Annotated in this window: 11 protein-coding genes; all 11 read left to right on the forward strand. The window is 65.3% G+C overall.

All coding sequences use genetic code 11. From position 1 onward, the window contains the following. Positions 1–35: 35 nt before the first annotated feature. The 11 genes from LOM8899_RS18335 to LOM8899_RS18385 all read left to right on the forward strand — a co-directional run bounded on the left by LOM8899_RS18335 (position 36) and on the right by LOM8899_RS18385 (position 14,055). Positions 36–623, forward strand: coding sequence for a LysE family translocator (locus LOM8899_RS18335; RefSeq protein ID WP_093993712.1), 588 nt, complete (start codon positions 36–38; stop codon positions 621–623). A 62-nt stretch (positions 624–685) separates the two neighbouring features. After that, positions 686–1,459, forward strand: coding sequence for a DUF2182 domain-containing protein (locus tag LOM8899_RS18340; RefSeq protein ID WP_093993713.1), 774 nt, complete (start codon positions 686–688; stop codon positions 1,457–1,459). Between the two features lie 11 nt (positions 1,460–1,470). Beyond that, positions 1,471–2,091: a DUF1326 domain-containing protein gene (locus LOM8899_RS18345; RefSeq protein ID WP_093993714.1), complete on the forward strand. Its 621-nt coding sequence runs from the start codon at positions 1,471–1,473 to the stop codon at positions 2,089–2,091. A 189-nt stretch (positions 2,092–2,280) separates the two neighbouring features. Next, a complete protein-coding gene (locus LOM8899_RS18350; RefSeq protein ID WP_093993715.1) occupies positions 2,281–5,850 on the forward strand; it encodes a hydantoinase B/oxoprolinase family protein in 3,570 nt (1,189 codons plus the stop codon). Positions 5,851–6,069: 219 nt separating this feature from the next. Continuing rightward, positions 6,070–7,053 (forward strand): metal ABC transporter solute-binding protein, Zn/Mn family, encoded by a 984-nt coding sequence (locus tag LOM8899_RS18355; protein WP_093993716.1) that lies wholly within the window; start codon positions 6,070–6,072, stop codon positions 7,051–7,053. Positions 7,054–7,094: 41 nt separating this feature from the next. Continuing rightward, complete coding sequence (locus LOM8899_RS18360) at positions 7,095–7,865, forward strand: metal ABC transporter ATP-binding protein (protein ID WP_093993766.1); 771 nt, start codon at positions 7,095–7,097, stop codon at positions 7,863–7,865. Then, complete coding sequence (locus LOM8899_RS18365; protein ID WP_093993717.1) at positions 7,862–9,067, forward strand: metal ABC transporter permease; 1,206 nt, start codon at positions 7,862–7,864, stop codon at positions 9,065–9,067. Before LOM8899_RS18360 ends, LOM8899_RS18365 begins: the two co-directional genes overlap by 4 nt. After that, the gene (locus tag LOM8899_RS18370; RefSeq protein WP_093993718.1) at positions 9,064–9,993 is read left to right on the forward strand and encodes a metal ABC transporter permease; all 930 of its coding nucleotides are present in this window, start codon (positions 9,064–9,066) and stop codon (positions 9,991–9,993) included. Before LOM8899_RS18365 ends, LOM8899_RS18370 begins: the two co-directional genes overlap by 4 nt. 68 nt (positions 9,994–10,061) lie before the next feature. Next, entirely contained in the window at positions 10,062–10,694 is a 633-nt protein-coding gene (locus LOM8899_RS18375; protein ID WP_211096228.1) for a paraquat-inducible protein A, read from the forward strand. Beyond that, a complete protein-coding gene (locus tag LOM8899_RS18380; RefSeq protein WP_093993720.1) occupies positions 10,691–11,377 on the forward strand; it encodes a paraquat-inducible protein A in 687 nt (228 codons plus the stop codon). Before LOM8899_RS18375 ends, LOM8899_RS18380 begins: the two co-directional genes overlap by 4 nt. Continuing rightward, the gene (locus LOM8899_RS18385; RefSeq protein ID WP_093993721.1) at positions 11,374–14,055 is read left to right on the forward strand and encodes a PqiB family protein; all 2,682 of its coding nucleotides are present in this window, start codon (positions 11,374–11,376) and stop codon (positions 14,053–14,055) included. Before LOM8899_RS18380 ends, LOM8899_RS18385 begins: the two co-directional genes overlap by 4 nt. The last annotated feature ends 1 nt before the right edge of the window (position 14,056 follow it).

Raw genomic sequence — 14,056 nt, forward strand, 5'->3', positions numbered from 1 at the left:
GGGCAGATCAGAGGACACCGAACCAAGGATGTCCGATGCCCGACCTTATCCCTGCATTGCTACTGTTCCTGCTGCCGCTGGCCTATAGCCCCGGCCCCGGAAACCTGTTCTTCGCCGCGCTGGGCGCCCAAGGCGGGGTGCGGGCGGCGGCGGGGGCGCTGTTGGGCTATCACCTCGCCACATGGATCGTCACGCTAGGCATCGGGTTCGGGCTGGCAGAGCTGACCGGGGGAAACGGGCGGATCGGGAACGCGCTGCGCTATGCCGGGGCAGGCTACGTGGTGTGGCTGGGGGCTAGGCTGACGCGGGCCGGGGCGCTGGGCAAAGGGCCGGGACAGGTGCGAACCGCGACGGTGCGGGACGGGGCGATGCTGCTCCTGCTCAACCCCAAGGCCTACGTGATCATCGGGCTCATGTTCTCGGGCTTTCTTGCGAACGGGGCAGGGGAGGTGGTGCTGATCGCCACCATTTTCACGCTGAACAACCTCGTGGCCTTCTTGATCTGGACGCTGGCGGGCGACGGCCTGACGCGGGCATTTCGAAGCGACACCGCCGGGGCGCGGCTGAACGTCGGACTGGGGGCCATGCTGATCGGGGTCGGGATCTGGATGGGCTGGCCATAACGCACCGGAACATGACGCAAATGGACCTCGCGAGGGGTCGGACGCTCTGCTAGCGTCAGGGCATGTTGCGCGCAGCCCTTTCCTCGTCGGCCCTGACAGCCCCGCCCAGAGCCGTGATCTGGATCGGGTTCTATGGCGCGGTCGGCTTCGGCTGGCTGGCGCTGTTCTGGGCGGTGCAGGGACAGGCAGAGCCCGCGCCGGGGTTCTGGGCCTCGCTCTGCATCGGGGCGGGCGAAGCACGGCTCGGGGCGCTCTGGGCGATGTGGGGGCTGATGGCGGCGGCGATGATGCTGCCGACCTTCGCACCGGCACTGGCGACGTTCCTCGATCTCGGGCACGCAGGCGCCACCCGAATTCGCGATGCGGCAGCCTTGACCGGGGGCTATCTTGGCGTCTGGCTGGGGGCGGCGCTCGCTGGGGCGGTGGCACAACAAGCGCTCGGCTCATTGGGGCTCTTGAGTGAGGGCGGGAGCTTGCGCGGTGGGTTTGCCGCGGTCCTGCTGCTCGGGGCGGGGCTCTATCAGCTGTCGCCCGCCAAGGCGGCCTGCCTTGCCAAATGCCGGATGCCGCTGACGTTCTTCATGGGGCGGTGGCGGCCCGGTGCGGCACATGCCGCGCGGATGGGCGCGGAGCTGGGTGTGGTCTGCCTCGGCTGCTGCTGGGCGCTGATGGCGCTGGGCTTCGTCGGCGGGACGATGAACCTGCTGTGGATGGGGGCGGCGACGCTCTTCATGATCTTTGAGAAACTGCCCGACATCGGGCGCTGGTTGACCCGGCCGTCCGGCTGGGCGCTGATCGTGGCCGCAGGCGTGCAAGCGCTTGTGACCGCACTTTAGGGAGGACGACAATGGCTGACGCGCTGCCCAGTTGGGCGATCAAGGGGGAGTTGATCCTCAACTGCAATTGCACGGTATTCTGCCCCTGCGTGGTGAGCCTTGGCAAACACCCGCCCACCGAAGGCTATTGCCAGGCCTGGGTCGGAGTGCGGATCGACGAGGGGCATCACGACGGCGAAGACCTCTCGGGGCTGAACGTCGGGCTGCTGATGGACATTCCCGGCAACATGGGGCGCGGCAACTGGAAGGCGGCGGCGTTCATCGACGACCGGGCTTCCGAGGCGGCCTATGACGGCTTGGTGCGGATCTTTTCCGGGGCCGGGCGCGGAACGACCGGGCTCTTCGGGATCATGGTCTCTGAGTTTCTGGGGGCCGAGCGTCAGCCCGTGACCTACACCACCGAGGGCCGCACCCGGCATCTGACCGTGGGCAAAAAGATCAAGGGGGCCGTGACCCCGATCGGCGGCAAGGACCCGGACCAGGAGGTGGTCGTCAAGAACACCGAATACTGGATGGGTGCCGACGTCACCATCGCGCAGGCCGACAGGGGCCGGGTCCGCAGCCACGGCCGGGTCTGGGATTTCGAAGGCCGCTCGGCCGAGATCTGCCAGATCGACTGGGCCGGTCCCTGACGCGGACGAGCTTTAGGCTGGCCGCGCGCGGTTTGAACCGGTGGTTTGGGGGCTCTGCCCCCGGCCTGCGGCCTCCCCCGGGATATTTTTGACCCAAAGAAGCTATGGCATTTCACCGCGCCCGAAGGGTGGTGGCTTGACCATCGCCGCCGCTTGCCGCACCCATGGCTGAGACACAGGAGAGCCGTGATGAGCGTATGGGATTTCTGGATCGACCGGGGCGGCACCTTTACCGACGTGGTGGGGCGTGACCCTGACGGGGCGTTGCATCCGCTGAAACTCTTGTCGGAGAATCCCGGCGTCTACGAGGATGCCGCGATCGAGGGGATCTCGCGTCTGCTGGGTGGGATCGATCCGGAGCGCATCGGCACCGTCAAGATGGGCACCACGGTGGCCACCAACGCCCTGCTCGAGCGCAAGGGCGACCGCACCCTTCTGTTGATCACCCGTGGGTTCAAGGACGCCTTGCGTCTGGCCTATCAGGGTCGTCCGGACATCTTTGCCAAGGAAATCATCCTGCCCGAGCAGCTCTATGATCGTGTGATCGAGGTCGACGAACGTCAGCGGGCCGATGGCACGGTCGAGCAGCCCATCGATCTGGAGGCCTTGCGCGCGCCCTTGCAGGCGGCCCGCGCGGAGGGGATCGACGCGGTGGCGATCGTGCTGATGCACAGCTGGCGCGCGCCCGTGCACGAGGTGGCGCTGGCCCGGATGGTCCGCGAGATGGGCTTTGGCCAGGTCTCGGTCAGCCACGAGGTCTCGCCCCTTGTGAAGCTGGTGGGCCGCGGCGACACGACCGTCGTCGATGCCTATCTGTCGCCGATCCTGCGCCGCTATGTGGCTCGCGTGGCGGGCGCTCTGGGGGCGACGCCTGCGGGCGCGCCGGGGCCGACGCTGCAATTCATGATGTCCTCCGGCGGCATGACGGCAGCCGAGCAGTTCCAGGGCAAGGACGCGATCCTGTCAGGCCCCGCCGGCGGCGTCGTCGGCATGGTCGAGACCGCCCGGGATGCCGGGTTCGACCGGGTCATCGGCTTTGACATGGGCGGCACCTCGACCGACGTGGCCCACCACGCCGACGGCTATGAGCGGGCCTTCGACACCGAGGTGGCGGGGGTGCGCATCCGGGCGCCGATGATGCGCATTCACACCGTCGCCGCCGGCGGCGGGTCGATCCTGCACGCCGAGCCGGGCCGCTTTCGCGTCGGCCCCGACAGCGCTGGCGCCGATCCGGGGCCCGCCGCCTATGGACGGGGCGGCCCGCTCACGGTCACCGACGCCAACGTCATGCTCGGCAAGCTCAACCCCGATCTCTTTCCCGCGATCTTTGGCCCCGGCCAGGATCAGCCGCTCGACCGCGACACCGTCGCTGCGAAGTTTGCGGACATCGCCGCCCGCGAGGGCAAGAGCGCCGAGGATATCGCCGAGGGCTTTATCACCATCGCCGTGGCCAACATGGCCAATGCGATCAAGAAGATCTCCGTGCAGCGCGGCTATGACGTCACTCGCTACCTGCTCAATTCCTTTGGCGGGGCCGGGGGGCAGCACGCCTGCCTCGTGGCCGATGCTCTGGGAATGGAAGCGGTGCTGATCCACCCGCTCTCGGGGCTGCTCTCGGCCTACGGGATCGGGCTGGCGCGGGTCTCTGCCAGCCGCCAGCAGGGGCTTGTCGAGGCGCTGCACGATGCGCCCGGGCTCGCGGCGCTCACGGCCGATCTGACCGCCAAGGTCAGCGCCGATCTGGCGGCCCAAGGGATCACGGACCACGACGCCCGCACCACGCTGCACCTGCGCTACGCCGGCACGGACACCACCCTGCCCGTGGCGGATGGACCCGGCGCGCAAGCGGATTTCGAAGCCGCCCATCAGGCGCAGTTCGGCTTTATCGACCCCGAGCGCGAGATCATCATCGAGGCGGTCGAGGTCGAAGGCGCCGAGGCCCGGCCCGACACCGGGCGGCCCCCCGAAATCGACGCCGAGGCGAACACCCCAAAGGGCGCGACACGCCCGCTCTATACCGGTGGCGCGTGGCATCAGGCGCAGGTGCTGCACCGTGAGGCGCTCGGCCCCGGCGCCGAGATCAAGGGCCCCGCGATCCTCGTCGAGGCCAACCAGACCATCATCGTAGAGCCGGGCTGGACGGCCAAGCTCACCGCTCAGGACCACATCCTGATGCAGCGGCACGAGGCGGCGGACCGGGCGCAGGCCGCGGGGACAGAGGCCGATCCGATCCTGCTCGAAGTGTTCAACAACCTGTTCATGAACATCGCCGAACAGATGGGGGTGGCCCTGCAAAACACCGCCCAATCGGTGAACATCAAGGAACGGCTGGATTTCTCCTGCGCGGTGTTCGACGCCTCGGGGGCCTTGGTTGCCAACGCGCCGCACATGCCGGTTCACCTCGGGTCCATGGACCGCTCCGTCGAAGCGGTGATCCGCAACAACCCGGTGATCAACCCGGGCGACGCCTTCGCGCTGAACGCGCCCTACAACGGCGGCACGCACCTGCCCGATATCACCGTGGTCTCGCCGGTCTTCGACGACGACGACCGCGAAATCCTGTTCTGGACCGCCTCGCGCGGGCACCATGCCGATGTCGGCGGCACGGCTCCGGGGTCGATGACGCCGCTGGCCACCACGGTCGACGAAGAGGGGGTGCTGATCGACAACCTCCACCTCGTCAAGGGCGGCAGGTTTCAGGAGCAGGCGCTGCTCGATACGCTGACCGATCACCCATATCCGGCGCGTAATCCGGGGCAGAACGTGGCCGACCTCAAGGCGCAGGTGGCGGCCAATGCAAGGGGGGCGGCCGAGCTGAAACGGATCGTCGCCGATTTCGGGCTCGACGTGGTGCAGGCCTATATGGGGCATGTGCAGGACAACGCCGCCGAAGAGGTCGCGCGGCTTCTCGGTCGGCTCAGCGACTGTTCCTGCGACTACCTCACCGACACAGGGCAGACGATCCGGGTCAAGATCACCGTGGACCGCGACGCCCGCACCGCCCATGTCGATTTCACCGGCACCAGCCCCGCGATGGAGAACAACTTCAACGCGCCAGAGCCGGTCGCCCGCGCCGCCGTGCTCTATGTGTTCCGGGTGATGGTCGAAAGCCCGATCCCGATGAACGCAGGCTGCCTGCGGCCCGTCACCATCACCATCCCCGATGGCTGTATGCTGCGGCCCGAATATCCGCGCGCGGTCGTCGCCGGAAACGTGGAAACGTCGCAGCACGTGACCAACGCGTTGTTTCAGGCGCTGGGAGCCTTGGCCAATGCCCAAGGGACGATGAACAACACCACCTTCGGCAATGCCACGCACCAGTATTACGAGACGATCTGCTCGGGATCGCCCGCGGGGCAGATGAACGACGGCACCGCCTTTGCCGGAACCTCCGGTGTGCACACGCACATGACGAACTCGCGGCTGACCGATCCCGAAGTGCTGGAGATGCGGTTCCCGGTCCTCCTCGAAGAGTTCAGCCTGCGGCCCGGCTCCGGTGGCGACGGAGCCTGCCGAGGGGGTGACGGGACGCGGCGGGTGCTGCGCTTCCTCGAAGCGATGGATCTGGCGATCCTCTCGTCGCACCGGTCCCGGCCCCCGCAGGGGATCGCGGGCGGCGGCGACGGGCAGGTGGGGCGAACCGAGGTGCGCCGGCTCGACGGCACCGTCGAAGAGCTTGCCGCCTGCGCCCAGACCGCCCTCGAACCGGGCGAGGCGGTGATCGTCACGACGCCCACGCCGGGCGGCTTCGGGACGTAGTGTTAACCACGGCCCTTGGGCACAAGTGCCGAAAATGACACCGACCGGATACCGACGTGGTACCGACGGCATACCGCAGCGGCCGTCGCGCCGCTGCGGAATCGGTTAACGGCCCGGGAAAAAACCGCGTTATTGCGAGCCATTCGCAATAGGCTTGACTTTTTGCGAACCATTCTCATATTGAGCAAGACAGCACACTTTCCCCAAACAGGACAGCAAATGCCCTCCACAGACTCCAGATCCGCGGTTTCTCCGACCCGCAGACAGACGCTCTTCGGCCTTGCTGCATTGGGCTTTGCGAGCACTCCCGCCCTGGCACAATCGCCGCTCTCGATCGTTGCCACGACAGGCATGATCGCCGACACGGCACAGACGCTCGGCGGCGATCTGGTCAGCGTCCGGGCGCTGATGGGCCCCGGTGTCGACCCGCACGCCTACCGGCAGACGCGTAGCGACATCGTGGCGCTCTCGCGGGCCGATCTGGTGCTCTGGCACGGCCTCTACCTCGAGGCGCAGATGGAGGAATTGTTCAATGATCTCAGTAGGACGCGCGACGTTGTTGCGGTGACGAACGGGCTGGACCGTGGCCTGCTTCTGGCCCATGACGACTATGCCGACCGGTTCGATCCGCACGTCTGGATGACCCCGCAACTCTGGGCAAACGTGACCGACGCCATCGCCGCGGCGCTCCGCACCGCGGACCCCGACAACGCCGCCACCTACATGGAGCGGACGGCCGACTACAAGGCCGAGCTAGAGCGGCTCGCGGCCTATGCGACCGAGGTTCTGTCGAGTGTCCCCGACACCGCCCGCGTCCTCGTCACCGCCCATGACGCCTTCAGCTATTTCGGGCGTGACTTTGGCTTTGAAGTGCTTGGAATTCAAGGAATATCCACCGAAAGCGAGGCGGGCGTTCAGCGCATCGGAGAGCTGGTCGACACCCTCGTCGAACGCGACATCAAGGCGGTATTCGTGGAAAGCTCGGTCTCCGACAGGTCGGTCCGCGCACTGATCGAAGGCGCCGCCGCACAGGGTCACGAAGTGGCCATCGGAGGCGAGCTTTACTCCGACGCGATGGGCTCGGAAGGCAGCTACGAAGGCACCTACCTCGGGATGATCGACCACAACGTCACCACCATCGCTAGGGCTCTGGGCGGCACCGCCCCAGAGGCCGGCCGCCTCGGAAAACTGGGGGCCGCATGACAACGCCAGAGCTTCGGATCGCGGCGGACAACGCGGCAAAGATGGCCGCGTCCACGCAGGTGAGCGCGATGAAAATCCGCGGTATGACAGTGTCTTACGGCGAGAAGCCGGCGCTGTTTTCGGTCGATGCCGATTTCGCGTCAGGCGCGATGACCGCGATCATCGGCCCCAACGGCGCGGGCAAATCCACGCTGCTCAAAGCGGCCCTGGGCATCGTGCCGCGACTCTCGGGCGAGGTCTCGGTCTTCGATCGCCCCTTGTCGGTTTCGCGCGACCGGATCGCCTATGTGCCGCAACGGGCGAGTGTCGATTGGGATTTTCCCACTCGGGTCTTTGACGTCGTTTTGATGGGTCTTTACAGGCAGTTGGGACTTCTCGGACGGGTCAAGGCGCGGCACCGGCAGACCGCTCTGGAGTGCCTCGACCGGGTCGGCATGGCCGACTTCGCGGACCGGCAGATCGGGCAATTGTCCGGAGGCCAACAACAGCGCGTGTTTCTGGCCCGGTCCTTGGCGCAGGGGGCCGATCTCTACCTGCTCGACGAGCCGTTCGCCGGGGTCGATGCTGCCACCGAAGCTGCGATAATTGCAGTTCTCAAGGAATTGAAGAATCAGGGTAAATCGGTCGTGGCGGTGCATCACGATCTGGCCACTGTGACCCGCTATTTCGACCGTGTCCTGCTGCTGAACGTCAACAAGGTGGCCGAAGGGCCCGTGGCGAGTGCCTTTACCTCCGAGACGATATCGCAGACCTACGGCGGCCGCTTGGCATCGGCGCAGATCGACCAACTCGGATTGCTGGTCGTACCATGACAGAACTCTGGCAGGCGCTCACCTTGCAGGCGGGCTACAACGCCAGTCTGGTGGCCTTGGGGGCCGGTCTGCTAGGGCTGTCGGCAGGGGCAGCGGGCAGCTTCATGGTGCTGCGCAAACGAGCCCTCGTGTCGGATGCGATGGCGCATTCGACCTTGCCGGGGGTCGGCATTGCCTTCCTCATAATGGTGTCGTTTGGCGGCGAGGGGCGCAATCTGGCCGGGCTCCTGATCGGTTCGGCGGTGACCGCGACGCTGGGCCTCTATCTCGTGGACTGGATCAGCAGACGGACACGCCTTGCCGAAGACGCCGCGATTGGCGCTGTTTTATCGGTGTTTTTCGGTTTTGGCGTGGTTTTGCTCACCGTGATCCAGACCATGAGCGCGGGTCGCCAAGCTGGGTTAGAGAGCTTCCTCTTGGGCTCCACCGCCGGGATGCTGTTCAGCGATGCCGTTACGATCGCGGGCGGTGGGGCGATTGCCTTGGCGGTGATCTGGCTGTTGCGCCGCCCGATGACCTTGGTGGCGTTCGACGCGGGGTTCGCACAGGCCAGCGGCGTCAACGTGCGTCAGACAGACCTTGCAATGATGGCGCTTGTCATGGGGGTGACGGTCATCGGGCTCAAATTCGTGGGGCTGATCCTGATCGTGGCGCTCTTGATCATTCCGGCCGTCACCGCGCGGTTCTGGACCAACCGGGCCGAGGCATTGCTGTGGATCGCGGCCGGCGTGGGCGGTGCGTCGGGCTATATCGGGGCGGCAGTTTCCGCCAGCGCGCCTGACTTGCCGACCGGGCCGATCATCGTTCTGATCGCGGCTGCAATTTTCGTTTTCTCTATGTTTTTTGCTCCTTTGCGCGGCGTTCTTTATGCAGTGATCCGGCATCAGAGGTTTCAGGAGCGCGTGCATTTGCGGCAAGGTCTCTTGGCGATGGCCCGGTCGGAGCCGATCCACGACAAGATGACCCTTCGCCTTCTCTTGCGGGCAGGCTATATCCGGGCCGACGGGGTTGCGACCAAGGCGGGCGCAGCACAAGCCGCCAAAGCCGCCCGCGACGAGCGCCGCTGGACCACCGCGCGGCAGGTGCACCACGATTCGGCACAGACGGGCCGCTACGACGGGCTGACGCCCATCGAGAGCGTCTTTACCCCCGACGAGATTGCGTTGTTCGACGAACACCTTGCAGGAGCGCCCCGATCATGAGCGCCGAGTTCGTGCAGTTGAGCCTGACGCCGATCCTGATCGGGACGCTCGCGGCGATAGCCTGTGCCTTGCCGGGCAATTTCTTGATCCTGCGCAAACAGGCGCTGATCGGGGATGCGATCAGCCATGTCGTGCTGCCCGGCATCGTGGTGGCGTTTCTGCTGACGGGCACGATCGCTGCGGTTCCGATGCTGATCGGGGCGGGCGCGGCGGCGGTCGTGGCGGTGCTGCTGATCGAGGCGATCAAGCGGTTGGGGCGGATCGATCCGGGGGCAGCGATGGGTGTCGTCTTTACGGCGCTCTTTGCGGGCGGTGTCTTGCTGCTCGAGCAATCGGATACCAGCGGCGTCCACCTGGATGTGGAGCACGCGCTAATGGGGAGCCTCGAGAGCCTGATCTGGTTGGATGCGACGGGCTGGTCCTCGCTGACGGACCCAACTGCCTTGGCGCATTTGCCCCCCGAACTGGCCCGGATCGCGGTCGTAGCGGCAGCGGTCATCGTGCTGACCTGGCTGTTCTGGCGACCGCTGGAACTGACCACTTTCGACGAAGGATTCGCCCGCACGATCGGGCTCCCGGTGACTGCAATCGGTTTCGGATTGGTGGTGGTCGCGGCCGTGGCTGCCGTAGCGGCGTTCGATGCGGTGGGCTCGATCATCGTGATCGCAATGTTCATCTGCCCTCCGGCGGCGGCGCGGCTGATGACGGATCGGTTGACGGTGCAGGTTTGGTGGAGCGTGGCCTTTGCCAGCCTCTCGGCCATTCTGGGTTATATCCTCGCAGGTTACGGACCGCTTTGGATCGGCCTCAACGACGCGGTGAGTGCAGCCGGAATGGTCGCGACCGTTTCGGGGGTGATCCTCATGCTCGCCGCATTGTTCGGCCCGAGACGGTCCCGCGTGGGGGAAGGCAAAGGCGGCGCGTAACAACTCTAGTTGATGGTGTTTCCACTGCAGAAGCGCTAGAACGCCCATAACCTTTGGGAGCCACCGCCTTGGCCGATACCTTCGACGATCTCGAAAACCTCATTGCATGCCCGCACTGTGATGCGTTGTATCACGTCGTTTCGCCGAAAGTCGGCGAACGGGCTGTCTGCCATCGCTGCCATGCCGTTCTGATTGCGCCGAAACGGCGGGCCGGCATGTCGATCATCATGTTGGCGCTGAGCGTCATCGTGCTGGTCTTTGGTTCGATCTGGTTTCCTTTTCTGACCATTCACACATCCGGCTTCAGCAATTCGGCAACCCTTCTGGACGCCGCGTTCGCCTTTACCGACGGCCCGTTGCTCTTGCTGTCGCTGCCGGTACTGGCCCTGATCGTGGTGATCCCGCTGGCTCGGGTGATGTTGTTGATCTATGTGCTTTGGCCGGTCGTGCTGGATCGCAAGCCCTATCAGAAAGCACGGGAGGCGTTCCTGCTGTCGGAAAAGCTGCGGCCGTGGTCGATGGCCGAGATCTTTGCCCTCGGCTGCGCCGTCGCACTTGTCAAGGTCGCCGATCTGGCGCTGATCGGTTTTGGGCCCGCGTTCTACATGTTTTGCACCTTGGTCGTAATCATCGTGGTGCAGGACAACTACATGTGCCGATGGTCGATCTGGGCATCGCTTGATCCAGAGCGTGACGTATGAGCGGGACAGGGCAGCTTGCCGCGCTGACGGCGCGAGAGGCCGGGCTCGTCGGTTGCCGCCGCTGCACCCGCGTCTGGCCGATTGAGCGGACCGAATGCGGCCGTTGCGGCGCATCGCTCGAATCCCGCGATCCCAAGAGCCTGAGCCGCGTCTGGGCGTGGTGGACTGTCGGTGTGATGTTCTATTTCCCGGCGAACCTCTATCCGATGCTGTCCACCCGCACGTTGCTGTCGACCTCCGAATCCACGATCGTCGGCGGTGCCATCGACCTGATCCATCACGGGTCGATCGGGATCGCCGTGGTCATCCTCGTGGCGAGTGTCCTGATCCCGATGGCCAAGTTCCTGTGCATTGCGTTTCTGGCCCTGTCGGCGAGGCGAAACACCGACATGTCGGCGGGGTCGCGGCAGCACCTGTATGAGCTGGTCGAATACGTTGGCCGGTGGTCGATGATCGACGTATTCGTCGTTGCGATTTTATCCGCTTTGGTGCAACTGAACGTTGCGGCCTCGATCAATCCGGGGCCGGCCTCTCTGTCCTTTGCCCTATCTGTCATTTTCACGATGTTGTCCGCTCAGGCCTTTGATTCCAGATTGATCTGGGATCGCATCGAAGATGCCGACAAACCTGCTACACCATCGACGGGGGCGTCGTCCCCCCGCCAAGAGGATGCCTACAGTTGAACGATCAAATTCCGGATGTAACGATTGCCAGTTCCAGGCGGAGCCTGTGGGACCGCGCCTCTGTCGTGTGGCTCGTGCCTTTTGCCGCATTGGCCATCGCTCTCGGCGTGGCATGGCAAACCTACAACGACCGTGGACCCCTGATCGAGATCGTGTTCGACAACGCCGCCGGCGTCGCCAAGGGCGAGACGGAATTGCGGTACCGCGATGTCGCCATCGGCCTCGTCGAAACAGTGAAGTTCACCGAAGCCCTCGATCAGGTGATCGTGGGCGTGCGCGTGGACAAGGACGTGGCCCCGTATGTCGACGCCGAGTCCGAGTTCTGGGTCGTGCGCCCGGAGGTGACCACACAGGGCGTTTCGGGCCTCGATACGGTGCTGTCGGGTGTCTACCTGCAGGGCAACTGGGATGATCGGATCGGGGAGCCGCAATCGACCTTCGAGGGCCTCGCAGACGCGCCCCTCTTGGTCGGGGGGCAGCAGGGGCTGAGCATCGTGCTGAGATCGAACGACGGTTCGCTCAGCGGCAACACACCGATCCTCTACAAGGGGGTCGAGGTGGGGCAGGTCGGGACCGCCAATGTATCGAGCGATGGCTTCTCCGTCGAAGCGGTGGCCGTCGTCTATTCGCCCTACGACAACCTCGTCACCGACCAGACCCGGTTCTGGGACACCTCCGGCTTCTCGTTGTCCATCGGAACGAGCGGCGCGGCGGTCGATTTCGAATCCCTTGCGTCCCTGATTGCCGGCGGCGTGACCTTTGACACATTCGTCTCGGGCGCATCCTTGGCGCGCGATGACACGACCTTCACCGTCTATGGCGATGCCGGCGCTGCCCGGGCGAGCATCTTTGACCGGTCGGAAGGTGCGACGGTCGATATCATGGCAATCTTTGACGGCAACGTCTCGGGCCTCGTGACCGGTGCGGCGGTCGAGCTCAACGGCCTTCGCATCGGCGAGGTGTCTGGTCTGAACGGTGTCATCGAAGAGACCCCGTCGGGGAGCAACTTCGTCCGGTTGCAGACCATCCTTTCCATTCAGCCGTCGCGGCTTGGCCTCGATGGGGCGACCAATGCCGAGGACGCGCTGACCTTTCTTCAAGAGCAGGTCGACCAAGGCCTTCGCGCCCGGCTTGTGTCCGGCAGCATCCTGACCGGCGGTCTGAAGGTCCAGCTTGCAAGCGTTGCCAACGTTCCTCCGGCCAGCATGAACATCAACGCCCGTCCATTTCCGATCATTCCGGTGGCCGACAGCGAGATCTCGGACGTGAGCCTGACCGCACAGGGCGCCCTCGATCGGCTCAATGAGCTTCCGATCGAAGAACTGCTGCAAAGCGCCACCGATTTCCTGTCGAATGCGTCCGTCCTGGTCGGCAGCGCAGAAACCCAGCAAGTCCCTGCGGATATCAGCGCCTTGCTTGCCGAGATTCGCACCGTCGTCGGGTCTCCGGCGATCCAGTCCCTGCCTGACCAGCTGGGCAACGTGATGACCGATCTCGAGACGACGATGTCGGAGGTCCGCGTGATCCTGACTGCCGTTCAGGAGCAGGAAGTGGTGAACCGTGTCGCCAGTGCCGTGGATGCGGTGACCGGCCTGACCTCGGAGCTCGAGACGACGATAGAGGGCGTTCCGGCGCTTCTGGCGGAAATCGAGGCCCTTGCGGCGAAGGCCAATGGTCTGCCGCTTGAGGAGCTTCTGGTCGAACTGTCCGCGCTTTCGGCCAATGCCAACGGGCTGATCGGGGCGGATGCCACTCAAGCCCTGCCTGCCCAGATCGGACAGGTCACGGCCGAACTCGAAGGCGCGCTGGCCGAAGTGCAGACGCTCGTCGCTGATCTGAACGCCAATGCCGCCACCACCCGTTTGCTAGATGCCGTGGATGCGGCGGCAGCGACTGCCGCGAGCCTTGATGCCTCCTTTGCCGGGGTCCCGGATCTGGTCGCCCGTATCAGCGTGGTGGCCGAAGAGGCGCAGGGCATGGATCTGGCTACCTTGACCAGCGAGATCACCGCTCTGGTGGCCAGCGCCGACAGCTTGGTGTCGAGCGAGGCCACCCAGGCCCTGCCATCTGAGTTGAACGCTGCCCTGTCCGAATTGCAGACCCTGCTGGTGTCGGTCAACGGCAATGACACGGTTGTGCGCTTGCTCGCCGCTGTCGATGCCGCCACGGTCGCCGCGGAAGGCGTGACCACCTCGGTCGAAGGCGTGCCACAGCTCATCGAAAACCTCAATGCCGTGGCCGCCGATGCTCAGGGGCTTGAACTCGATGCGCTGATCGACCGGGTCACCTCTCTGGTGGCCAGTGCCGATACATTGCTGGCCGACGAGGGCACACAGGCCCTCCCGGCCGAGCTGACGGCATCCTTGGCTGAACTGCGCAGCCTCATGGCGGAGTTGAGCGACGGCGGTGCCATCGAAAACACCAACGCCGCCTTGCTGTCGGCCCGCAACGCGGCTGATGAAATCGCGGCGGCGGCGGAAACGCTTCCGGCACTGCTCAACCGGGCCAATGCGTTGCTCGGGCAGGCCAACACCACCTTGTCGGGCTTTGAAGATACGTCGCCCGCGATCCGCGATGCGCGTGCCGCCTTGCAGGAGGTTGCCCGTGCTGCCGAAGCCGTGGCCTCTTTGGCGCGGGCCATCGAACGCCGCCCCAACTCACTTCTGGTAGGACGATAAG

The organism is Flavimaricola marinus, assembly GCF_900184895.1.
Classification (GTDB): Bacteria; Pseudomonadota; Alphaproteobacteria; order Rhodobacterales; family Rhodobacteraceae; genus Flavimaricola; species Flavimaricola marinus.